The 22,653-nt window shown below is 66.5% G+C and carries 17 protein-coding genes and 1 pseudogene; 10 read left to right on the top strand and 8 right to left on the bottom strand.

Going from position 1 to position 22,653, the window contains the following annotated elements:
* Positions 1 to 475 precede the first annotated feature (475 nt).
* The gene (locus MJ785_RS05470; protein WP_239311263.1) at positions 476 to 3,694 is read left to right on the top strand and encodes an adenylate/guanylate cyclase domain-containing protein; all 3,219 of its coding nucleotides are present in this window, start codon (positions 476 to 478) and stop codon (positions 3,692 to 3,694) included.
* Between the two features lie 30 nt (positions 3,695 to 3,724).
* Here the strand turns inward: MJ785_RS05470 and MJ785_RS05465 are convergent, their stop codons facing one another.
* Positions 3,725 to 4,012: a hypothetical protein gene (locus tag MJ785_RS05465; protein ID WP_239311262.1), complete on the bottom strand. Its 288-nt coding sequence runs from the start codon at positions 4,010 to 4,012 to the stop codon at positions 3,725 to 3,727.
* A 398-nt stretch (positions 4,013 to 4,410) separates the two neighbouring features.
* On the opposite strand from MJ785_RS05465, the gene MJ785_RS05460 reads away from it, so the two are divergent.
* Complete coding sequence (locus tag MJ785_RS05460; protein WP_239380127.1) at positions 4,411 to 4,632, top strand: hypothetical protein; 222 nt, start codon at positions 4,411 to 4,413, stop codon at positions 4,630 to 4,632.
* Between the two features lie 65 nt (positions 4,633 to 4,697).
* On the opposite strand, the gene MJ785_RS05455 is transcribed toward MJ785_RS05460, so the two are convergent.
* On the bottom strand, positions 4,698 to 5,078 hold the full coding sequence (locus MJ785_RS05455; RefSeq protein WP_239311260.1) for an STAS domain-containing protein: 381 nt from the start codon (positions 5,076 to 5,078) through the stop codon (positions 4,698 to 4,700).
* Between the two features lie 341 nt (positions 5,079 to 5,419).
* Positions 5,420 to 7,108, bottom strand: a complete 1,689-nt coding sequence (pgi, locus tag MJ785_RS05450) for a glucose-6-phosphate isomerase (protein ID WP_239311259.1) — start codon at positions 7,106 to 7,108, stop codon at positions 5,420 to 5,422.
* A 417-nt stretch (positions 7,109 to 7,525) separates the two neighbouring features.
* On the opposite strand from pgi, the gene MJ785_RS05445 reads away from it, so the two are divergent.
* Together MJ785_RS05445 and MJ785_RS05440 are read left to right on the top strand one after the other, a co-directional pair.
* Entirely contained in the window at positions 7,526 to 9,913 is a 2,388-nt protein-coding gene (locus tag MJ785_RS05445; protein WP_239311258.1) for a protein kinase, read from the top strand.
* A gap of 188 nt (positions 9,914 to 10,101) precedes the next feature.
* Positions 10,102 to 10,254, top strand: coding sequence for a hypothetical protein (locus tag MJ785_RS05440; RefSeq protein WP_239311257.1), 153 nt, complete (start codon positions 10,102 to 10,104; stop codon positions 10,252 to 10,254).
* Positions 10,255 to 10,268: 14 nt separating this feature from the next.
* Here the strand turns inward: MJ785_RS05440 and MJ785_RS05435 are convergent, their stop codons facing one another.
* From MJ785_RS05435 to MJ785_RS05425, 3 genes are read right to left on the bottom strand one after another with little or no spacing between them, the layout of a single operon-like run.
* The gene (locus tag MJ785_RS05435; protein ID WP_239311256.1) at positions 10,269 to 11,225 is read right to left on the bottom strand and encodes a bifunctional lytic transglycosylase/C40 family peptidase; all 957 of its coding nucleotides are present in this window, start codon (positions 11,223 to 11,225) and stop codon (positions 10,269 to 10,271) included.
* Positions 11,226 to 11,270: 45 nt separating this feature from the next.
* Positions 11,271 to 11,948 carry a hypothetical protein gene (locus MJ785_RS05430; protein ID WP_239380129.1) on the bottom strand — a complete coding sequence of 226 codons (678 nt, stop codon included), beginning with the start codon at positions 11,946 to 11,948 and terminating at the stop codon, positions 11,271 to 11,273.
* Positions 11,948 to 12,166, bottom strand: a complete 219-nt coding sequence (locus MJ785_RS05425; RefSeq protein ID WP_239311254.1) for a helix-turn-helix domain-containing protein — start codon at positions 12,164 to 12,166, stop codon at positions 11,948 to 11,950. Before MJ785_RS05425 ends, MJ785_RS05430 begins: the two co-directional genes overlap by 1 nt.
* Before the next feature lie 200 nt (positions 12,167 to 12,366).
* Here MJ785_RS05425 and MJ785_RS05420 point away from each other — a divergent pair, with 200 nt between their 5' ends.
* The 6 genes from MJ785_RS05420 (at position 12,367) to MJ785_RS05395 (ending at position 20,497) form a co-directional block, all read left to right on the top strand.
* Positions 12,367 to 14,532, top strand: coding sequence for a hypothetical protein (locus tag MJ785_RS05420; RefSeq protein WP_239380126.1), 2,166 nt, complete (start codon positions 12,367 to 12,369; stop codon positions 14,530 to 14,532).
* Positions 14,529 to 14,945 (top strand): DUF6112 family protein, encoded by a 417-nt coding sequence (locus tag MJ785_RS05415; RefSeq protein WP_239311252.1) that lies wholly within the window; start codon positions 14,529 to 14,531, stop codon positions 14,943 to 14,945. Before MJ785_RS05420 ends, MJ785_RS05415 begins: the two co-directional genes overlap by 4 nt.
* A gap of 99 nt (positions 14,946 to 15,044) precedes the next feature.
* Entirely contained in the window at positions 15,045 to 15,848 is an 804-nt protein-coding gene (locus MJ785_RS05410; protein ID WP_239380125.1) for a hypothetical protein, read from the top strand.
* 101 nt (positions 15,849 to 15,949) lie between these two features.
* Positions 15,950 to 17,188 (top strand): hypothetical protein, encoded by a 1,239-nt coding sequence (locus MJ785_RS05405; RefSeq protein WP_239380124.1) that lies wholly within the window; start codon positions 15,950 to 15,952, stop codon positions 17,186 to 17,188.
* A 7-nt stretch (positions 17,189 to 17,195) separates the two neighbouring features.
* Positions 17,196 to 18,698, top strand: a complete 1,503-nt coding sequence (locus tag MJ785_RS05400; protein ID WP_239312598.1) for an SCO6880 family protein — start codon at positions 17,196 to 17,198, stop codon at positions 18,696 to 18,698.
* A complete protein-coding gene (locus tag MJ785_RS05395; protein ID WP_239312596.1) occupies positions 18,695 to 20,497 on the top strand; it encodes a conjugal transfer protein TraC in 1,803 nt (600 codons plus the stop codon). The genes MJ785_RS05400 and MJ785_RS05395 overlap by 4 nt, the downstream gene beginning before the upstream one ends.
* A 67-nt stretch (positions 20,498 to 20,564) precedes the next feature.
* Here MJ785_RS05395 and MJ785_RS05390 read toward each other — a convergent pair whose 3' ends face one another.
* Together MJ785_RS05390 and MJ785_RS05385 are read right to left on the bottom strand one after the other, a co-directional pair.
* On the bottom strand, positions 20,565 to 21,002 hold the full coding sequence (locus MJ785_RS05390; protein ID WP_239374347.1) for a superinfection immunity protein: 438 nt from the start codon (positions 21,000 to 21,002) through the stop codon (positions 20,565 to 20,567).
* Between the two features lie 181 nt (positions 21,003 to 21,183).
* Positions 21,184 to 22,653: pseudogene (locus tag MJ785_RS05385) on the bottom strand (hypothetical protein); the annotation flags it as partial.

The following is a 22,653-nucleotide window of genomic DNA, read 5'->3' as shown; positions in this document are numbered from 1 at the left end:
GTCCCTATTGCCGGTCGCTCTTAGGTAGGACCGCCAAAGCACGGAGCGGCTTGGTCCGCGAGCAGCGGGTTTGGGGCGTATCTGATGGATCTTCGATCGTGCGGATCAATGCCCAGAAGGTGTCCTGCCCCGTTGTCGTCGGTCCGGATAGAACACCGCTATCCGGACCTCCTCCGCCTTGCAGGCCACCTTCTGGATCATCGCCCACCTCGACCAACATCCATCAGACACGCCCCAGGCCACTGGAACGAAAACGGGCAGTCGATGGTGGCAACCGATACTTTTGCCTGATCATCCACCTGGACGCTCGCCTGCCAGGCAGCCAAACAAGATCAATTAATTCACCAGAACCCGTCACCGGGGGAGTCGAGGCAGCCACCCCGCCCGCCACTGTGGGACAGATCACGATCATCTGAAACGACTGACACCGACATCGGCGTCCCGTCTGGCATCGCCGCGGCCTACGATCCGGCACATGGTCGCCTGCCCGACATGCGGAAAGGCCAACCCAGAGGAAGCACGCTTCTGCTTCTCCTGCGGTACTCCGCTGCCCACGTTCGGGATCGGCGCTCGCAAGACTGTAACGATCATGTTCTGCGACGTCACCGGTTATACCGCCATCGGTGAACAGCTCGACTCCGAACCGCTACAGCAGGTGATGTGGCGCTTCTTCAGCGCCGCCCGCGAAGTGATCTCGGCCCACGGAGGCAGTGTCGAGAAGTTCATCGGGGACGCGGTGTTCGCTGTTTTCGGTATCCCGATCCTGCATGAGGACGATGCGCTGCGCGCCGCCCGCGCCGCCCTCGAGATCCGCGCCAGCATGGCCACGCTCAACGCCGATCTCCAGCGGGACTGGGGATTTCGGTTCCGGATCCGCATCGGCATCAACACGGGCGAGGTCACCGTCGGCGGGCCTGGTACCGGTGGCGGCGTGACCGGCGATGCCGTCAATGTCGCTTCCCGCCTGGAGGAGGCCGCCGACCCCGACGAGATCCTCATCGCTGAGGCAACCCTGCGGATGATTCGCTCGGATGTGCGCAGCGAACCGGTCGGCCCCTTGGTGGTCCAGGGCAAGAAGGCCCCCCTGCGGGCCCACCGCCTGATCGGTCTGGCGCACCCCGGCGTCGGCCCCGGCGCGCGGTTCGCCCCGGACGGCTTTGCCGCACCGGTGATCGGCCGGGACCGGGAACGCCGCCGCCTCGATGACGCCCTCGAACAGGTGATCGAAGAACGTACCTGCCACCTGTTTACCCTGCTCGGCCCCGCCGGCATCGGAAAATCCCGCATGGTCGGGGAGTTCTGCGAGGCGATGGCTCCGCGGGCGACGGTGCTCACCGGGCGCTGTCTGTCCTACGGCGAAGGCATCACGTACTGGCCGCTGATGGAAATGGTCCGCCAGGCGACCGGCATGTCCGCCGACGAGAGCGCGCCCGAGGGCCGGCGTCGCCTGCGCGAGCTGCTGGATGGCGTCGACAACGTCATCGGCGACGCCGCCGCCGTGGTGGACGGGTTGGCACCGCTGGTCGGTCTCGGGGGTGCTGAAGTTGGCGCGCAGGAGAGCTTCTGGGCGGTCCGCACCTTTCTGGCCGCGCTCGCCGAGAAACGTCCGCTGATCGTCTGGTTCGATGACGTCCACTGGGCTGAGCCGACCCTGCTGGACCTGATCGAGCATGTCGCCGACTGGTCCCGGGAGGCACCGATCCTGCTGCTGTGCCTGTCCCGGCCGGAGCTGCTGGAGGAGCGCCGGAGCTGGGGCGGCGGCAAACTCAACGCCACGTCGATGCTGTTGCAGCCGCTGAGCGAGGAACGCTGCCAGCGGCTGATCCGCACGTTGATGGGGTCCAACGACCTCGACCCCGCGCTGGTTTCCAGAATCACCGAGTCAGCCGCGGGGAACCCGCTGTTCGTCGAACAGACGCTCGCGGCCCTGGTCGACGACGGGTTGTTGCGCCGGGAGGGCGACCGGTGGATCGCGACCGGCAACCTTGGCTCGGTCCAGGTCCCACCCACGATCTCCGCGCTGCTCGCGGCCCGTCTCGACCGGCTCAACATGCACGAGCGACGGGTGCTGGAACGTGCCGCCGTTGTCGGTCAGCGGTTCTACCTCGACGCGGTGGTCGAGCTGTCCGCCCCGGCGGACCGGGCCGGCGTGGCCGCGCACTGCCAGGCGCTGGTACGCAAGGAACTGGTTCATGCCGACCGGTCGGACCTGCCCGGTGTGGAGGCCTTCCGGTTCCTGCACGTCCTGCTGCGCGACTGCGCCTACCAGGCGACATCGAAGCGCCAGCGCGCCGAGCTGCACCAAGGCTTCGCCGCCTGGTTGCAGGCCAGGATGATGGGGCGCCCTGGTGAGCATGATGAGCTGGTCGGGTATCACCTGGAACAGGCCTACCGGTACCGGGTCGAGCTCGGGCTGCGCGACACCGAGACCGCGGAGCTCGGGCACCGCGCCGCGGCCTGCCTGATCGAAGCCGCTGACCGGGTCCGCCAGGGCGACGAGACAGGCGCGGCCGGGCTGCTCAAACGAGCGATCACACTCCTTCCCGTCACCGATCCGCTGCGCATCCGTGCCGAGATCGACCTTGGCTGGGCGCTGCACTCGTTCGGCCGGTTCAGCGACGCCGAACGCATGCTGCGCCAAGCCACGGACCGGGCCACCCGGATCGGCGACACCGGCCTGCGGGCGCACGCGCGGCTCGCCCACCTTCGGCTCATGTTCGCGACGAGCCCGGAGGGGCTGGTCGCTGAGACCCTGGGTGAGGCGACCCGAGCACTACCGATCTTCATCCAGAACGGGGACGAGGTCGGTGCCGCGCTCGCCTGCCGCAGCCAGGCCGCCGCTCACATGGCGGCTGGCCGCTATGCCCTGGCCGAGCGGGCCATGCAGGCCGCCGTCCGCCACGCCGAGGAGTCCGGCGTACTTCGCGATGCCCAGACCATGCGCCGTGACCTCGTCCATCTGCTGAGCCTTGCCCCTCGCCCGGTCGGCGAGTCGGTCGACCGGGCCACGCGGGCGCTGGCCGGTGTTGGGGACGACCGCGGCCTGCGCCGTTCCCTGCTCGCCCAGCTGGCCGTGCTGTTCACGATGGCGGGAGACCTCGATGCCGCCATGGACCATCTGGCCCGGGCTGAAGAGATCGTCTGGGACGTCCGGAGCCCCCGCGGAGATCCGCTCTACGGGGGCTTCGTTGTTGCCCGTATCGCCCTACTGACCGACGACCTCGACACGGCCGAACACGAGCTGCGGCGCAGCTGCCGCCGGCTGGCCCGGATGGGTGAACGCGCGCACCTGGCCACGCGTGCCGCGGCCCTCGCCGACGTCTTGCTCAAGCTCGAACGCCTCGACGAGGCAGCCACCTACGTGTCCCGCTCCCGCGACGCCGCTGCCGGCGACCAGGTCCCCGCGCAGGCTGGCTGGTGCGGGGTGCACGCGAAGGTGCTCGCGATGCGCGGACGTGAGGTCGAGGCCGTCCGGTTCGCCGAGGCCGCGTGCGATCTCGCCGGCAGGACCGACGACTGGGACGGGCAGGCGCAGGCATGGCTGGCCTATGCCGAGGTGCTCCACCGGACCGGCCAGGGCGACACGGCCGGCCCGAAGATCGACACGGCGATCGCGTGCTACGAGAAGAAGGGCAACATCGCCGGGGCTGCCCAGGCCCGCCGGTTGTTCGAGGAGTTCTCGGTCCCCGCGTGACGGTCTTTGCGAGACGGTCTTTGCGAGACGCTACGGCGAGTTGAGCAGACCGCGGGCGCAGGCTTCTTCCTGGAGCTGGTGGAGCTCCTCTGCCCACAATCGGAAACGCTCCATAGCGTCGAGCTCACGGGCCAGCGCCCGGGCGAGACGGGGGACGGTGAGGCGCTCGAGGGGAGTGCGCAGCCAGGGACGGTCGGCGATCTCCTCCTCGCTGACCCGCACATAGGCCGCCCGGTACAGAACGATCTCGGCTTGCGAGATCTCAAGCTGTTCGAGCAGCATCCGCATCCGCGCCCGCAACTGGGACTCGGTCGGCACGGCGCGCCCGACGGGCCACGGACCGCGGTAGGGACCACGCAGCGGCGGGCCTTCCGGCGATCGGCCGCCTGAGCCCGCCGGTTGCGCAACGGCAGGCCTCGACATACCAGACATGGTGACAGGAGACGAATTCGGCCGGGTGCCCGGCTTGCTGCCGGACGCCCGCCGTGAGCCAGGAGGCTTCCTCAGCGCATCCCGGACACCCGAAAAAACTTGATCACATTCGTGTCGGCCACACCTGTGCCGGCCACGCGCCGGCCGATCGCGGCGCTCACCCTGGACGGACGAAGCCGTCGCCAGAAGGTGAATTTCCCACAACCGTGGGTAACAGGAGTGTGGAGGCACAGAGAGATCACGGAAAAACTTTCCGTGTTTTCGGGCGAGCCGCGGAGGACGCGATGGCCGGATCCATAGCAATTGTGCTGGGATTCCCACTGGTACTCATGATCGGCATGCTGGCTATGCACCAGGTGGAACAAATGATCGAAAAAGTACGCCGGCCCCGGCTCCAGCTGGTCCCCGACCTCGACGACGAGTCTCCCGGCGACATCGAGGATGGCGGACCACCGCCTGTGCGGCTGCTACGGTTGATCGTGTCGCGCCAGTCCGCGCATCCGTGAGCCCGCGCATCCGTGCGCCCGCATGCCGTCCGTGCGCATCCCCGGGCGCCCAGCGGGACGGGCGGTCAGTGCGCCCGACCGCCAGCGGCGGCGGAGGCCGGCGCGCCCGATCGCCGTGACCCGGCATCAACCCGCAGGCGACCGGTCAGACCGGTCGAACGCAGCAACGCCATGAACGCCGGGGAGGCCCCCCGCACCCGAAGACTGGAGTGGACTCCTCGCAACAGCAGTTCGGCCCGCAGCAACGCCGCCATTCCAGCGATGTCGACGGCATGCAGGCCGTCGACATCCACCGTCACGTCCGTGCCGCCGCGGCCCAGCAGTTCATGGATCTCCTGGCGGAACCTCAGCCGGCCGCGGGTATCGAGTTCGCCATCGAGCACGATGAGCACATCGCACCCCGAATGGGTCACCGACATCCGCAGATGACCGGCCTCGACCTGCATGTTTCCGCCCCCCGGTACTCCCGCCGGCACATGTCGTCGGCACCTGTCGTCGTTCCGCGCCGCTTGGCCGCGGCCCCGCACCCCGGCCGGTTGGCGGCGAGGCGACACCTCCTGGCTCATGTCGTCCTGGCGGTCCGGCAGGCCTCCCGAACCGGAACCGCCCACAGGGTGCTCTCTCCCCGAGCTACGGGATACGTACACCCCATGCAGCGATACTACCGAGGGTAACCAAGATCCCGGATTTCACCGACGAAAAGCAAGAGATGTGCCGCGCATTAATGTCGAATAACACGAATTACCAGCGTACCGGCACGCTCGACGATTCAGACAATACGGCCAAATCAGAACTCGCGCTCCGATGACTCGTTCGCGGCACGGAACCGGCGGATGAGACTGTTGGTGGAGCTGTCGTGCGCCAGCTCCACCGGCCCGTCCGCTGACAGTTCCGGAATGATCCGCGCCGCGAGCGCCTTGCCGAGCTCCACACCCCACTGGTCGAAACTGTTGATATTCCAGATCGCACCCTGAGTGAAGACCTTGTGTTCGTAGAGAGCGATCAGCTGACCGAGCCGGAACGGGGTCAGCCGGTCAGCGAGAATCGTGTTGGTGGGCCGATTTCCCGGAAATGTCCGATGCGGGATGATTTCATGGTCCACGCGTTCGGCGGCGACCTGCTCGGCCGTCCTGCCGAACGCCAGTGCCTCGGTCTGGGCGAAGAAGTTCGCCATCAGCAGTACATGGTGGTCCACACCACCCGCACGCACGTCGTGGCTGGCGGTGAGAAAACCGATGAAATCGGCGGGGACCAGCGCGGTTCCCTGGTGGATGAGCTGGAAGTAGGCATGCTGCCCGTTGGTACCGGGGGTCCCCCACACGACCGGGCCGGTGGGGACAGGCACCGTTCGCCCAGCCCGGTCCACCGACTTGCCGTTGCTCTCCATGTCCAACTGCTGGAGATAGGCGGGAAAACGCCCGAGATAGTGGCTGTAGGGCAGCACCGCATGGGTCTGCGCACCGAAGAAGTCCCGGTACCACAGGCCGAGCAGACCGAGCAGCACCGGTAGGTTCCGCTCGAACGGGGCGGTACGGAAGTGCACGTCCATCGCGTGGAACCCGGCGAGCATGTCCCGGAAGTTGTCCGGCCCGATCGCCAGCATCAGGGACAGGCCGATCGCCGAGTCGAGCGAGTAACGTCCGCCCACCCAGTCCCAGAATTCGAACATGTTGGCACTGTCGATACCGAACTCGGTCACCTTCTCCGTGTTCGTCGAGACTGCCACGAAATGGAACGGAACCGCGTCCGGGCCGAGCGCGTCGACCAGCCAGGCCCGCGCGGCGCGGGCGTTCGCGAGCGTCTCCAGGGTGGTGAAGGTCTTCGACGACACGATGAACAGCGTCTCGGCCGGGTCGAGATCAGCTGTCGCTTCCCAGATGTCGGTACCATCCACATTCGATACGAAACGGAACTGTATCGAGCGGTCGGAGTAATCCGTTAGTGCTTCGTACGCCATGGCCGGCCCGAGGTCCGAACCTCCGATCCCGATATTGACAACGGTCCGGATATGCTTCTCGGTGACGCCGGTCCAGACACCGGAACGGACCTTGTCAGCGAACACCGACATCCGCTCGAGCACGGCATGCACCTGGGGAACGACATTCACACCGTCCACGTCGACGACGGCGTCCGCGGGGGCGCGCAGCGCAACATGAAGAACAGCCCTGCGCTCAGTTGTGTTGATCTTCTGGCCGGTGAACATCGCCTCGATCTGCGCACGCAGCCGCGCGCGCTCGGCCAAAGCCACCAACAATTCCAGTGTCTGGTCGGTTACCCGGTTCTTCGAGTAGTCGAGGTACAGGCCGTCGGCTGCCACGGCGAGTCTCTCGCCCCGGTTCGGGTCATTAGCAAAAAGGTTACGCAGATGGATGTCGGCGAGCTCGGCGAAGTGCTTGTCGAGAGCTGTCCATTCCGGCGTTCCCATGATGGGAGAGGCGTGCTGGACGGCATCGATGGACGGCTCGATAGGCGACATGATTTTTCGGGACCTCCCAGTCCGATGGCCGCGGGCGCGTCGGCGACATGTTCACGATCCTGCATGCCCCACGCGAGGTCCACGCCACCGCGTCACCGACCAGGTCACCGCGCGCGTCACCGGATGAGCCGCGGCGCCGGCCCGCCAGCGGGACAGCGGATGCCCGTCGCGCCGGACGCACAAAACGATTACACACAGCTCCAGGATGGATCCGAAAAGTCATCAACGAGATGCTGTTATGATCTATATCACTGATCTACCAGAGTCACCCATGACCACCCGGAGATGAGCATGTGGCGACAGCCGTACACTCACGACTGAATTCATGGCTGACGGGGATGTCGGTCGTCGGCGTGACCCCCGCCGGGCACGGTCGCGGCGAATGCCGTCCATACGGTGGCGAACGGAAACTGGCCTTTGTTGATCGATCGCTCGCTGGTGCAGACCGCGCTCCCCGGCTACCAGGTCGAAGGGGAACTCGGCCGTGGTGGCTATGGGCTTGTGCTCGGCGGCCGACATCGTTTGATCGGTCGGAATGTCGCGATCAAAGTCCTGCTCGACACCGCCGGTGACGTGAACCTGCGCGCCCGTTTCCTCGCCGAGGCACGAGTACTGGCCGAACTCGACCATCCGCATATCGTGCGCATCCACGACTACATCGAGCATCAGGGCACCTGTCTGTTCGTCATGGAGCTGCTCCCCGGCGGCACGCTGCGCCAGCGGTTGGCGGCCGGCCCGATGTCACCCGAGGCCACCTGCGCGCTGGGTCTTGCCGCAGCGGGCGCGCTGGATGCCGCGCACGCCCACAACGTCCTGCACCGCGACATCAAGCCTGACAACATGATGTTCGCTTCGGACGGGCTGCTCAAAGTCACCGACTTCGGCGTGGCAAAGATTTTCGAAGGTACCGAGACGACGGCGAGCGGGGTTCTCGGGACTCCTCGCTACATGGCTCCCGAACAGATCACCGGTGGTCGTCTGTATGTCTCGACCGATCTCTACGCGCTCGGCGGGGTGCTCTACGAGCTACTGGCCCGCCGGCCGCTTTTCGGCCGGGCCCTGTCCGTAGGCGCGCTGGTCAACCATCACCTCAATGTGAATCCACCACCGTTGACCGACGTGCCCGAGCCGATCAGTAGAGTGATCATGAAAACGCTGGTCAAGGACCCAGCCGCCCGCTTCCCGAGTGCCACCCAGTTCGCACTCGAACTCGCCCAGGCCGCCGCAAGCACGTTCGGCCCGGACTGGCTCGCCCAGTCAGGTATCGGGGTTCGCCTCGACGACGAGGTACGGCACGCGGCACAGCGCCAGCTGGCCCGGCCGGGCTCGGCCGGCCCGCGGCCGCCGGCGGCATCCGGGTCCGCGCCGAGCGGTCCGCGCGGATGGTCTCCGGACGCTGACCCCTGGGTGCCGCCGGCGACGGACACTCCGCCGACCAGGCTCGCCCCGGAGCAGTTCCCGCCGCGCGGCCAGGGAGCCGGACCGGCTCAGCAACCGCTGGCACAACCTGCCTCAGGATGGTGGCAGGCGAACCCGTTCGTCCCGCCGGCCGGCCGGGGTTTCACTCCGGCCGGGACGCCTGCTCCGGCCTGGCCGGCCCAACCGCAACCAGTGTCCGGCTACCCACCACCGTGGCAGCAACAACGCCCTGCGCAGCCGTCCCAGCCGTCCCAGCCGTCCCGCCGGGCCTGGCTCATCGCCGGTGTCGCGGGCATCGTGATACTCGCGCTGGTCTTCGGCGTCGCGCTGATGACCGCCGAGAACCATCATCGCGATCAAGCCACGCCGTCCGCGACCTACTCCCCTGGTGTGGCCTATGCCGGCCCGGCGGTGACGCTGTCGGGGCTGGACGCCTATGACGTCACCATCGACCGGGCTGGTGCGCTCTACATCACCGACTGGACCAGTCACCAAATCCACAAAATCGGCAAGGACGGGACCGTCACGACCGTCGCCGGCACTGGGACCAGCGGCTTCACCTCGGACGGCGGTCCCGCGAACCAGGCACAGCTCGACAGCCCAGCCGCAACGGTGCTGGACTCGTCGGGAAACATCTATATCAGCGACTCAAGCAACCAGCGCATTCGGAAGATCGATACAAACGGGATCATCACTACGATCGCGGGTACCGGGACGGCCGGCTTCACCGGGGATGGCGGCCCGGCGTCCGCCGCGCAGCTGAACGAACCGAATGGGCTGGCCCTCGCGGCCGACGGCACCCTCTACGTCGCCGACTACGGTAACCAGCGCATCCGGCGGATCAGCCCGAGCGGCGTTATCACGACCGTGGCCGGTGTCGGTACCAAGGGCTTTTCCGGGGACGGCGGGCCTGCCACAGCAGCCGAGTTCGACAACCCGAACGGGCTGGCGATCGCCGCCGACGGCACCCTCTACGTGGCGGATCTCGGCAACGAGCGCGTCCGGAAGATCGACCCGCATGGGACCATCAGCACGGTGGCCGGTAACGGCGCCTACGGCTATGACGGGGACGGCGGCCCCGCGACCGCGGCGAAACTGCGCATCCCAAGCGTCGCGGTCAGTCCTGACGGCATCCTCTACATCGCTGATTACGGCAACCAGCGCGTCCGGCGGGTGACGTCCGACGGTATGATCACCACCGTTGCCGGCAACGGAACCGAAGGCTACGCCGGGGACGGCGGCGCAGCCACCCGGGCACAGCTGTCAAGCCCGACCGGCACCGCTGTCGACGGCGCGGGCAACCTCTACATCGCCGACGACAAGAACGACCGGATCCGCCGGGTCGACTCGAACGGTGTCATCACGACCGTGGCCAGGGCGAAATAAACCCTGACGAAACAGACCAAACCGATAAACCAGCCATCGAGGGCTCCCGACGGTCCGGACAGAAGAGACCACGCGTATTCAGCTGGTTACGCAAACGAGTTATCAGCATGTCGGAACACCGTGGGTAGCGGCAGGCTCCGGTCATCGTGGACGGCGCCCGTCCACCCGTCTTCCCCGCGAGGTCTGGCATGAAGAAGCTCGCACCGGTGTGCGCAATCGCGTTTGTGATCTTCTATGTTGCGAACACACCTACTGACGCGGCCAGTCTGGTCCAGTCGACGGTCTGTCTGCTCGGGAACATCGCGGACGGAATCTCGCACTTCGTCACCGCCGTCGCATGAGAAGCCCCGCACACTCACGGACCGGCGAGCGGACGTGTCACCGCCACGATCGACGTCCAGTCCGACAGGTCCGATTCGACGACTCCCCAGCGAGCGCCCTTCGCCGCGATCACCCGGCCGTCACCGACGTACATCCCGACATGGCCAGGTGCCACGGGCGTACCGTCGGCGCCCGGGATGAACAGCAGGTCGCCGGGCTGGGGATCAACCCCGGACACCGACGGACCAGCCCGCATCTGGTCAACGGTCACCCGCGGGATCGACACCCCGATCTGCGCGTACGCCGCCTGCACGAGCGACGAGCAGTCCCAGGCGTCCGGCCCAGTCGCGCCCCACACGTACGCCTTGCCGAGCTGGGAGCGCATGAATGCCACCACCGGAGCGACGGCGGTGGCCGACACCGGCGCCCCGGTGGCGACGGCGTCACCGTAGACCTGCGCCAACGCGAGGATGGTTCGTACGTAGTTGCGGGTTTCCGGGTAAGGCGGAAGACCAGCGTAGGCCAGCACGGAGCCGGGCCCCGCGTTGTAGGCCGCGAGCATGTTCTCCTGCGAATCGCCAGGCACGGACGCCACGGACGCGGCCACCTCGCAGTCATAACGGGCCGCGGCCGGGATGGCGTCAGCTGGATTCCACACATCCCCATGGCCATGGATCGCCCAGGTCCCGGGCATGAACTGGGCGATCCCCATCGCGCCCACGCCGGACTGAGCGGTCGGGTTGAAGCCGGACTCCTGATGCAGCTGAGCTGCCAGGACGGCCGGGGTGACCTCGTCGCAGCCGGCGTTGTTCGCCGCTTCGGTGATCATGGGCAGGTACTCGGGCGGGATGCCATCCCCGTTGGTGATGACCCGGCTCCGCCCAGATCCGTTGTTCCCGATGAACGGCCCAGCGATGATCACAACAATCGCCACGACCACGAAGACAAACGCGATGACGGTGCCCGTGAGACCGACGCCTGTCCAGATCATCCACCGCCGCCGGCTACGTGCCCGGTCCGCTCCCGACACCATCGTTTACCGGCCCGGCGCATCGCCGTAGGAGTTTGCGAGATCCGCTCCGGCCACCAGCCAGGTGCCGTCGGGCTGGCGCAACAACGTCAGCAGCGGGTTCGACACGGTCTCCACCCGGTCACCGGTGTGGTCACTCACAGTCGTGCGACGCACGTTCAGCAACAACACCACCCGGCCGGTGGCCTTGGTGTCGACACCGCCGAACGAGGATGTGGCCAATACCACGACCCTGGACCGGGTGCCGGCCGCCTGCAGGTCGAACCAGGCCCGGTCCGCTCCCGACGCGGCGCCTTCACCCAGGCCGTCCCCGCCGAGCTGGGCGAAGAAGTCCGGGGTCATACAGTTGCGGGCGCGCGCCAAGCCCGCGTTCGGCCCGCTGTCGGCTCGCGCGTCAAAGGACTGCCAGCGAACGAAACAGTCCGCGGCCACGCTTGCGGGATCATAGGTATCCAGCGGAGTGGGGGCCGGTGCTGAGGCAGTGGCGAGAGGAGGGCCGGGCGGTATGTTCGCGGCCGGTGGCGGCCCGGTCACGGGTGGGCCGGTGGTGGCTCGCGTCGCAACGTCACGGATCGCCGAACAGGCCGGCATAACACCACCCAGCAGCACCAGCGCGGTCACAATCACGATCATCCTGGACGCCTGCCGGGACAGCGTCGACTCGACGTGCGAACCGGGAGACATCACTCCCGGCCGTCCAGCCAGTCCCGGACCCGGCCGCGGCGGACACGCCACTGGTGACCTATCTTGCGGGCCGGGATCTCCCGTTCAGACAGGAGCTTCAGCACCGTACTCTCCGAGAGCCGCAACCACGCGACAAGCTCGTCGACCGTCAGCACGTCATCGTCCGCGGGATCCCTGCCTGCCGCGAACGCCGCCACCGGGACGCCTTCCTGTGCCACGCGACGACCCCCTTCCCGAGCACATCGTCGCTGGCGCCGGAAGTTACACCCATGCAAGCCACCGTGACGAGTCCTGAAGGGGGCTTGTCATACTTGAACTGCTCGTGTTACATCGATCCGTTCAAAGCAGAAACCAACCAACCACAAGTAGCGGTAATGGGCATCAAGCAGCCGGAGACTACCACGGAGGTCGACAGCGCGTGACCGATGTGTCGCAGGGACCGTACGATGAGGACGGTGACGCACGTCCCGTCTCGTTGATCGGCGCCCGGATACCCGCGTCGACCCCACGTCCAGCCTCGACGACCCGTGGCACGCCCCCCACCGAGCCGATCCCGACGCCCCGATCCGCAACCGCGGCTGGCGCCGGCTCTGGTGCGGACACGGCGAACGGCCGGATGGCCGGGCGTCGACGTCGCCGCTTCCGCGGCGGCCCGACCGACGACAGCCCCACTTCGGTCGACGATCCCCGCCAAGCCGAGACATTCCTGCTACAGGACGAGACAGCTCAGACACAAAAAGCCACAGAGTCCACACCTGCCGAAGTGATCGATGCCCCTGGCGGGATCGGGCCCGCGATCCCTGAACAGACAGCGGACCGTGAGCGGGCAGCGCCACAGGCGGAACCGACGGTGGTCCCGCCTGTGGCGCTGCCCCCGCCCACTACCGTGACGCCGACAGCCCCCACGGTAGTGGCCCGACCATCCGCCGAGCCGAACTCGTCACCCCCTCCAGCGGACCCGGATGCCGCCGAAGGCCTGCCCACGGCCGTGCGTCGGGGCAGCCAGCGGCGACGTGAGCGTGATTTCTCCGCGGCACCGGAGGCCCGGATCCCCGGGCCGTTGAGCGGGCGCCGCGGGCGCGACAAGCCGCGGAGGCCGAACGGGACCACGACCGACGCCCAGGCACTGGCGATGGAGACCGCCGGATCCGGCGCGGCGGAATCCGACGAGCCCATCGGGCCGCCCGGTCAACACGTGGACGAGGCCGCGGGCCCGCTGGCTGCCCCGGCTGGGCAGAAGCCCTCAACAGGATCGACAGCGGAGCAAACGCGTCTTCCCGCGGTGCCCGCACCCCGGGCCAGCCAGGACCTGTGGCCGTGGCAGGAGCCATGGGCAGACGTCACCGCCCTGGAACCGTGGGAGGAGATTCCTGTCCGCGAGTCCCTCGCGGACAGGGCCGCCGCGCCGTTGGCGGGCTCCTGGCGGGTGGCGATCGCATCACTGACCGGCGGCTCGGGCCGTACCACCGTCACAGCGATGATCGGTCTGACTCTCGCGGGCATCCGCGGTGAGCCCGTGCTCGCCGTAGATCTCTGCGACGATCTGGAACACACAGCGACCCCGATGGGCCTCGCCCCGGACAGCACATCCGGGATGTCGCTCGCGGACCGTGTCGGCGCATACCCATCGGCCACTGTCAGTGATCTCGTCGCGGACGCCATCTCCTACCGGGCCCGTCGGGGTGGAGCGACTCGGCCGGTCAGCGAACTGCGCTGGCTGATCAATGGTGGCGCCGACGGAACCTACCTGAGCGGGGACGCCGCGGGTCTGGACGTCCTGCCTGCCTGCCGGCCAAGCGAACCGGCAGCGCCGGCAGCTCCCCGGTCAGGCAAAGCACGTGTTACCACCTCAGCGCCGACCGACCAGGTCGCGGCACCCCCGCCCGCGCTGGTGCCAGCTGGGATGCCCGGCCCGCTCACCCCCCAGGTACTCGCCTCAGCCTTCGCCACGCTGGGAGTCGCGTACCCGCTGGTGCTCGTCGACACCCCACTCGACTGGAACTCGCCGCTGGCTTCGATCACACTCGGCGATGCCAGAGTCATCGTCCTGGTCGTACCAGCACTTCCCGGTGATCTCACCGAAGCCGCGGCCTCGTTGCGTGCCTCAGGCGGTCTGCGGGCAGGCCACGGCGGCCCGCCTCCAGCGGTGATCGTCGCAGCCGTATCGGTCCGCCGGGGGCGATGGTCACCGCAGACCCGGTCGGCCGCGGCCAAACTAGCTCGACGGGTGGATGCGATAGTCCGTATCCCTTATGACGCGCGGCTGGACGACACTGTGACAGACGTAGCTCCCGCCCGTCCGGGAAACGGCCCCAGCCGTAGGGACAACGCTGGCCGGGGACAGCGCAACAGCGTGCCGATTCCGTTCTTCCGGCTGCGGTGGCGCAGCCGGCGGGCCTTCCTCCGACTGGCCGCGACCGTTGTCGACGCCTGCCGTGACCAGGATGACATCGGCGTCGACAACGATGAGATCGGCGACACAGCCACCGCGGCAACTTCCGTCACGCATGATCGGATTGCAGCTCCAGGCGTATCATCCGACGATCTGCGCGCCGACCTGGCCCCAGGAAGGGAACAGCAATGATCGTCCAAGCCACGACCGCGCAGGTAAGGGTCATCCTGGCTCAGGTTCAGATCAAGCCTGACGACTCCAAAGCGCCGGGGATCAACGCGCTCAAGGATCTCGTCAACGGTCTCGCCGCCTACGCCGTGATCGCGGCCGTCGCCGCAGTACTCCTCGGTGGCATAGCCTGGGCACTCGGCGAACGGATGGGCCTCGACCGTGCCTCGGCAATCGGCAAGGGTGGCGTACTCGCCGGCTTCGGGCTCGCCTTCCTCGTCGGGGCCGCTGCCGCCGTCGTCAACTTCTTCCTCGCGACTGGAGCGACCGCGTCGTCCGGCACCCCCGACCAGCCCAAAGCGCTGGACAGGCCGGCTGCTGTGCGAATGCTCGACCCTGGGGACCACAACCAGGCGCCCTCGCCATGGCCGTTCTGACCGGTTCTTGGCATCCCGACCGGCTGATATTGGGATAATGGGTCGACTGTCGTCGCCAGAGCAGTCACGTCCAAAGCCGTCACGCCGAAGGAGGGGACGTTGGTCAACCAGGATGGTTGGGCCACACGCCGTCTCGCTGGCCTCTTGGCGGCCACCGGTGTGGTGACGATGATCGCTGGTGTTCTCCTCGGCCGCTACGCCTTTCCCGCGCCGGACGCGACTGCCACCCAGCCGCGAGGGGCCGAACCTGTGGGACGCATGCAGCCGAGTGCCGAGGCCTCCAGCACCGTCGTGGCCAGACCCAGCGAGGGGAGCGGCACCGGGACCAGCCCGCCCCAGGCCCCGACACAGACCGGGCGTCAACTGCCGGGCATGCCGACTCGCATCAACGAGTTCGGGATTCCAGTCGGCTACCCCCACACCGAAGCCGGAGCCATAAGCGCCTGCGGTAATTACGTAGCCGCATATTCCTTCGCTTACAATCGGGAACCATCACGCATACATGCAGTGCTGACTTCAATATCCGAAAAAGAAGTAGTGAACAAACTCGCGGACCGCATCATTGAAATTGACAAAGTCAATACCGCCAACTACGATTCGAAATCTATCAATGATCCGCGAATCAGCTTCAATTCTCGCATTCTTGGATTCAAGATTCAACAGAATACACCCGATATAACAACCGTATCAATTTGGTCTTCAACTAGCTTCGGCGCTTATGAAAACACTAATGCAAGCCTCCTCCCTCAAGTACGCTGGGGAACCGATGTATGCGTCGTACACTGGTTCGATAATGATTGGAAAATTGCAGACGCCAACGATGGTCCAAGCGGTCCTTTCATAACCGAAAGAGCCGCCGAGGGATACCAGCGGTTCACATACGTGGGAGGTCCTGGATCATGAATACCCAGGTCGATGGCGCTAGCATAATTGCGATTAGTTTCAATCCTTTTACCCCTCTCAAAGGTAATATTTCGGACGGAGCCGGGAGCTTCTTGGACTCGGTGGGCGCCGCATTCGCGAATATGGCGGCGGATCTTTCCTCGTCCGTGTTCAGCTTCGCCGCCCAGAAAACCGCGATCGACCTGAATCAGGATTACGTCGTCAGGAACTACAATATCGTCTTTGGCGTGGCGATCCTGGTTGTCACAGGCCTGTTCATGTGTTCCTGCATTATCGGCGCCGTGCGCGGGGACCCGTACATTCTCGGCCGCGCTCTCGCTTCCACCGGTACCGCGATCTTCGGTTCCTTCATCGTACTGGCCCTGTTGCAGATGGTGCTTTCCGCCAGCGACGGCATCTCCGAGGCATTCGGCGACGGCGCACCGCTGGGCGCGAGCCTGGTGGCCCAGCTCCGAGCTCTCCCACAACAGGGAAATTTCGCTCTCGACATGGTTCTGTCGCTGCTTGTCGCACTGTTCTCGTTCGCGCTCTTCCTGGTTCTCTACATCCGCGAGGTGGCTATCATCGCGGTCGCGGTTTTCATCCCGCTGTACCTGGCCGGGCAGCCGGCGATGTCGACCCGCAACTGGCTGAAACGGGCCGCGGAGATTCTCGCCGCGCTCATTTTCACCAAGCCCGTCATCTATGCGATTTTTACCTTGGGCGCGAGCATCGCCAGCGACTCAACCGGATCGGCCACGGACCAGACACTGACGATTCTCAGCGGTATTGTGATCATGGCTGCCGCGGTGTTCTCGCCACTTGCGCTCCTCTATGTGATCGGGATGGCCGACGTCCAGGTGATGCAGGCGATCGGCACGGCGGGCAAGCGCGGTACAGCGAGTTTCGGCCATGGCGCGGGCGCGCTGCTCGGCTCATCATCGCGGGAAACCTTCCGGGGGATCGGCGGGCGGTTGCAGAGCCGGCAGCGTAACGGTCCGGGAGCGGAGACGGGCCAACCCGTAACCGGGGATCTCACTCCGGTCGGTGCCATGGCCGGGGCGCGCAACCGGCGCGGCTCCGGCGTCGGCCCGGCAACGCGTGTCGGTACCCCGACCGCCCGAGCAGGTCGAGCCGGTGGTGGCCAGCCAGCCCCGGCCAGCTCCGCGGGTGGTTCCTCCGTAGCCGCCCCCGCGAGGGAACGCGCGGGCACCTCCGCGCGCTCCCCACGCACCCCGGTCCCCCGAGCTGTCCCGCCAAGAGCTGCCCCATCCACCGGATCGCCCGCGATGTCGCCATCGTCGGCGTCTAAGATGAGCACCCCGACGCCACCGATCCACCCCACCGCCGGAAGAAGCTGAGCGGGGCGTGGCCGCCGAACGCAGTTACCGTTTCGGCCCGCTGGAACGCGGCGGGATCCTCCTCGGCATGCGCTGGCCACAGCTCGGGCTGATGGTCGGAGTAATGTTGTGCATCCTTGGAGCGCTGCGGTCCCCGGTCATACTCGTTCCTGGCTGGATCGCACTGGCGGGCCTACTGGGGTTCGTCGCATTCGTTCGCGTCGACGACCGTAACCTCGACCAGTGGGTGCCGATCCTTTTCGGTTTCACGATGCAGAAGGTGATGGGCGAGACGGTGTTCCGTGGGGCGTTGTTCCGGACCGGCGACAACGCCGACCACCTCTCGAAGACCGCGTTGCCAGGGCCGTTGTCGTCCCTGGTGATGCTGTCGGTACCGGTCGGTAACGGCCGTTACGTGGCAGTTGTGAAGGACGCCAGGCGGGGGACGTTCACCGCTGTGTTGCAGGTGCAGGGCAGCCAGTTCGCATTGCTTGAGTCCGGCGACCAACAGGCCAGGGTGGACGCCTGGGGCGAGCTGCTGGCGGGGCTGACCGTCGGCGGTGGGCGGCTCTCGCGCATCCAGTGGCTGGAGCGCACCCTGCCGGACTCCGGTGACCAGCTGCAACGGCACTGGCGGGTGCGAGGGCATCATGACAGCTCGTGGGCAGCCCAGGCGTACCAGGAAGTTATCGACGCGGCCGGCCCGGTGGCACGGCGCCACGAGACCTTCCTGTCGTTCCAGCTACGCACACGTGACGTGCGCCGGGCGATCCAGCGCGCCGGGAACGGTGATCACGCGGCCTGTACTGTGCTGCTCGGTGAGCTGCGAACCATGGAGGCCGCGCTGGCCAGGGCATCCATCAACACGGTCGGCTGGCTGCCACCGCGCGCTCTGGCCGCGGTGATCCGCACCACCTACGACCCGTACTCGATCGAAATGATCGACGCACGCGGTGGTGCCGCGGCGGACCGGGCAGGCGGGCTCGCGGGGCTGCCCTCGGGCATCGATCCAGCGATCGCCGGCCCGGTACGCGCGGTCGCCGCCTGGGATCACTACCGCACTGACTCCGGCTTCCACACCACTTATTGGATCAATGGCTGGCCGCGGGTCCCATCTCCCGCGGCGTTCCTCGCGCCGCTGCTCATGGAAACAACCTGCCGGCGGACAGTCTCTCTCGTCGTCGAGCCGGTGCCAGGCCGCAAGGCCGAGAAGGCGGTCAACCGCCGCCGGATGGCTCATCTCGGCGAGCAACAGATGAGAGACAAGGTTGGCAAGGTAACGACCCAGCGTGACATGGCGGAAGCCTCCGAAGTGGAACGCCGCGAGCAGGAGCTCATAGCCGGGTTCGGCGCATTCCGCTTCCATGGATTCGTGACCGTCTCCGCGGACGATCTGGACGGCTTGGCCGACGCGTGCGGCGAAGCCGAAACCTTGGCGTCGCGCAGTCGGCTGGAGATGGTCCGGCTGGTAGGCGAACAAGACCAGGGGTTCAGCGTCGCCGCGCTTCCGCTGGCAGTAGGGGTGTCATGACGGTCGACCGGTCAGACGGAGCCAGAACGGACCGAGAAGCCCAGTATGAGCAGGAGGAGTCACGCCGGAGTGAACGTGCGGCGGCGCGGGCTGAACGAGCTGCCGTGGGAGCCGAACGTGCGGCGATCCGACGGGCCCGAACGGCGCTGCGCCGGGGCGAGCAGCCGCCGCGGCTGGCCGGGCCCCACGCCGGCAGGCTTTTCCACCGGCTACGGCTGCCATCCCATCTGGAGACGACCGCTCAGATCGCCGGCATCTACCCGTTTGTTGTGGATGCCGGACTCAATGCCCCCGGAATGTACATCGGGCGCCATGTCTGGTCGGGTGACTCCTTTGTCTTCGACGTGTTCGAGCTCTACCGCCAACAGGTCATCGAGAACCCGAACTTCGCGGTGTTCGGCTCGGTCGGATCACGCAAGTCCTCCCTGCTCAAGACCCTGATCTCACGGGGAGCCGCGTTCGGTTACCAGGCTGCCGTTCCCTGCGATCCCAAAGGGGAGTACACCAGGCTCGCACGACGGCTCGGCTGCGAGCCGACCTACATCGGCCCGGGACTGTCAACCCGGCTCAACCCGTTGGACGCTCCGCCTCGGCCGCCCGGTATGACGGACGGTGACTGGGCCCGGGAACTCAAGCGGGCACGTTCGGCACTGCTATCCTCACTGATCGAAACCGCGAAAGGAGTGCCACTCACTCCGTCGGAGCACACCGCCGTGGATCTCGCTCTCGATGTCGTGACCCGACAGATCACCGGTGCCTCCACTGATCGGCAGGCGGTCCCGCTGCTGCCGCACGTCCTGGACGCCATGACGAACCCGACGGACGCCGACTGCTCGGGGCTGCCGGTAACCGCTACCGAACTGCGGGATTCTTCTCGGGACGCGACGCTGACGCTGCGCAGGCTCACTCATGGCGCGCTCGGCGGGCTCTTCGACGGCCCGACCACGTCCCCGCTGGACTTCGATCGGCCGATCGCCGTGCTCAACCTCGAACGGGTCCAGGGTTCTGACGAAATGATCGCATTGATCATGACTTGCGCGCAGGCCTGGATGGAAGCGGCGCTGATGCGTCAGGATGGCGTGCAGCGTTATGTCGTCTATGACGAGTGCTGGCGACTGATGCGCTTCGCGGGTCTGGTCCGACGGCTGTCCGCGCAACAAAAGCTCGCCCGCCAGTGGGGCTGCGCGAACGCGATCGTCGCGCACCGGATCTCAGACCTGCTCTCGGCGTCGCCGGATTCGGTCGAGGTGGCCAAAGGCCTGCTCGCCGAAACGGCGATTCGCATCCTGTACAAGCAGGCATCCGATCAGATCCCGGAAACCCAGCGGGCGCTCGGCCTTACCGACGTCGCCTCGGACATGCTGCCAAGACTCGACCCTGGCTTCGCTTTGTGGCTCATTGGTAACCGTGCGTTCTACGTCGAACATATCGTCGGCGATCTGGAGATTCCCGTCGTCCTCAACGGCTCAAAGATGCACGGCGAGGTCGACAATATCAACCTCTTTCCTGATGATCTCGACCCAGATCTGCTGGACGACTATGGCTATCCGGACCAGGTCGACCACGAGGGTCGTGATAACGACCCCGCCTACGCGAGCAGCAGCGGTCCAGCTGCCGACCAGCACGGCGAAGGCGACCCCCAGTACCTGGAGAAGCGCCGGGCTGGCAGCTTCGGGGCACCACACCGGTACGGACCGGACAGATTCACCGTCGACACTCCGGCCTCAGACCAGAATAGGGCCGCCCCCGAGGAAGTCATGGATACCTTCCCCTTTGGCCCGCTTTCCCGGGAGATCTAGCTTTTCGAGAAGTCCAGCTGCCCGGGATGGCCAGAACATCGGCTCTGGTTTCCGTCACGCCTGACTGTCACTGTCGGCCGCCATAGGGCGGGTTCTGCTCGCGGGGATCCGCCGATGGCGACGCCCACGGTTGTTGCTGTTGCGCCTGCCAGCCTGCCTGCGGGGCCTGCCAGCCGTCCGACGGAGGAAGCTGCTGCTGTGCGGGTGGGTATGCGTTTGGATCCTGCCAGCCACCTGGTGGCATGTACCCACCCGGCGCCGACTGATTGACGTTCACCTGTACCGGGGTGCCACCGCTGCTCACGGCGAGGGCAATGGCGACGACCCAGCCCACCAGCGTCCAGCCGAGGAAAAGATTGATCACGAAGACCGAAGCGACCTGCCGCTTGCGCACCACGGCGATAATTGTCGGAATAAAGTAAAAGGCGATGCCGAAGACGACAGCGAGCAGTATCACGACTCCAGCAGCGGCGCCGGCGCCGGAACCACCTTCAGCGACGTCCATGACTCCCCCGCGTTCATAAATACGACAGCCTGACCGTATGATTTGAGTCACTGTAGCAGGGTTCGGTCGGAAAAGCACCGCTACCCGTTATCCGGCTCCCACGGCAGCCCCAGATTGATCGCCTCGGGCTGATCGCCAGCATCACCTGCCGTCAGGCCCGGTGGAACGGACTGCCCAGTGATCATGGGCAGGACTGCTGGTCGCCGGGAAGCTGACGGTACCGCTGGGCGAGCGCTGGACGCGACCCTGGGTAGGAGAACAATTCCAGGGTTGCAGTCGCCGAGTGCGGCACGGCGCTCGCCCAGCGACGAGTCGACCAGCATAAAAGCGGTCGGTGGGAGCTGTTGGATCTGTGTCGGCTCAACACTGAATCGTAGACCCGTTGCATGATCGAACCGTCTTGCTGGGAGTCGGTGACCGACAGGCTCTCGGTATCCTCCCAGAACGCTGACTGGGAGACCGAAACCGAGCGGTTCCAACCACCCGATCTCCCGCCCTTGCCTCGCGAACCGCTTCTGCCTTCGGTTTCAGAAACTGAAACGCTCCCACCCGCGCTGCTTGACGTCCCTGTGGTGAGGCTGCTGCCAACCTGCCGGGTAATCTGGGAGAAGACGAACTTGTGCCCGCGACCGACGAACTCGGCAGCGGCCTCGGCCTCCCTTGCGTTTCCGAGCTGCATGATAAGCGTGGCGCTGTCACCAGTACCGATCAGGCGCTCCGCGTCTTCCGCCAGATGTTCGAACAGGTTGACAAGACGAATGCCGGCATTGGCGGCATGTCTGGCCATGCTTTCCAGCGCGGGTAGACCCATCCGGTCCCCTCCGGCAACCACCAGCATGTCCCGGGAAACATCGTCCCGGCGGCGCCGGAGCCGGTGCAGCACGATCTGGAACAGCACCTGATCGATGAGCTCCTTACGAGCGGCGGAAGTGTCACGGCTCGACGTCTCCATGACGCGGAGCCCGGATAGCGGCCACCACGATGGCGCTGTGCCCACCGCCGCGGTCTCGTCCCCCTCTGCGAGCCGTTCCAGACAAGCCCTCAGGTAATAGATTGCCTGTTGAATTCGTTCGCTGCCGCCCAGGGCATCCAGTCGGCTGGCGATGGCGTCCCTTTCCCCGGGTGAAAGGGCATCAGGGCCGTCCAGCTGGTCACGGCCCTGCAGCACCCGCAGGCCCGCGGCAAGTCGGGTGAAGGTAAGCGGCGGGTCCAGCCTGGTGGTGATGGTCGTGAGTATCTCGGCGTCGAGAAGCCGAATTGCCGGGTTATCGCTCCCCGGGCGGAGCGTGTCAACGGCATTCGCGAGGAGTTCGGCAACGTCCTCAGGGCCGATGTCCCGCAGAAGCCCGAGCCGGCCTGTATCAGCAGGAAGATCATCACCGGTAACCGGGAAACCAGCCGCAGTGGCGAGCTGGGCAAGACCGCCGCCGATACCCCGCTCGCTGAAGTCGAGCAGGAGAATACCACCGCCAGACGATAGAACCGAAGAGCCGACGGTCGCCAGCAGACTTGTCCACCCCTCACGAGTGCCGCCGCAGACATCTATCCGGCTCGCGGTCGACCGAGGCGCGAGCGGATGGAACAAGGGCGCTTCCGCCCGTCGTGCCTGCTCGGCCGCCTCGTGGCTCTCCACCGCGGCCCGCCAACCAGC

It is taken from the genome of Protofrankia sp. CiT1, assembly GCF_917627335.1.
Taxonomy (GTDB): Bacteria; Actinomycetota; Actinomycetes; order Frankiales; family Frankiaceae; genus Protofrankia.
This window is presented reverse-complemented; position numbering and strand designations above follow the sequence as displayed.

What these genes read in the sequence shown, in the direction of transcription:
- MJ785_RS05470 (WP_239311263.1), top strand. Translation starts at nt 476, where the DNA reads ATGGTCGCCTGCCCGACATGCGGAAAGGCCAACCCAGAGGAAGCACGC.
- MJ785_RS05460 (WP_239380127.1), top strand. Translation starts at nt 4,411, where the DNA reads ATGGCCGGATCCATAGCAATTGTGCTGGGATTCCCACTGGTACTCATG.
- MJ785_RS05455 (WP_239311260.1), bottom strand. Translation starts at nt 5,078, where the DNA reads ATGCAGGTCGAGGCCGGTCATCTGCGGATGTCGGTGACCCATTCGGGG.
- pgi (WP_239311259.1), bottom strand. Translation starts at nt 7,108, where the DNA reads ATGTCGCCTATCGAGCCGTCCATCGATGCCGTCCAGCACGCCTCTCCC.
- MJ785_RS05440 (WP_239311257.1), top strand. Translation starts at nt 10,102, where the DNA reads ATGAAGAAGCTCGCACCGGTGTGCGCAATCGCGTTTGTGATCTTCTAT.
- MJ785_RS05435 (WP_239311256.1), bottom strand. Translation starts at nt 11,225, where the DNA reads ATGATCTGGACAGGCGTCGGTCTCACGGGCACCGTCATCGCGTTTGTC.
- MJ785_RS05430 (WP_239380129.1), bottom strand. Translation starts at nt 11,948, where the DNA reads ATGTCTCCCGGTTCGCACGTCGAGTCGACGCTGTCCCGGCAGGCGTCC.
- MJ785_RS05415 (WP_239311252.1), top strand. Translation starts at nt 14,529, where the DNA reads ATGATCGTCCAAGCCACGACCGCGCAGGTAAGGGTCATCCTGGCTCAG.
- MJ785_RS05395 (WP_239312596.1), top strand. Translation starts at nt 18,695, where the DNA reads ATGACGGTCGACCGGTCAGACGGAGCCAGAACGGACCGAGAAGCCCAG.
- MJ785_RS05390 (WP_239374347.1), bottom strand. Translation starts at nt 21,002, where the DNA reads ATGGACGTCGCTGAAGGTGGTTCCGGCGCCGGCGCCGCTGCTGGAGTC.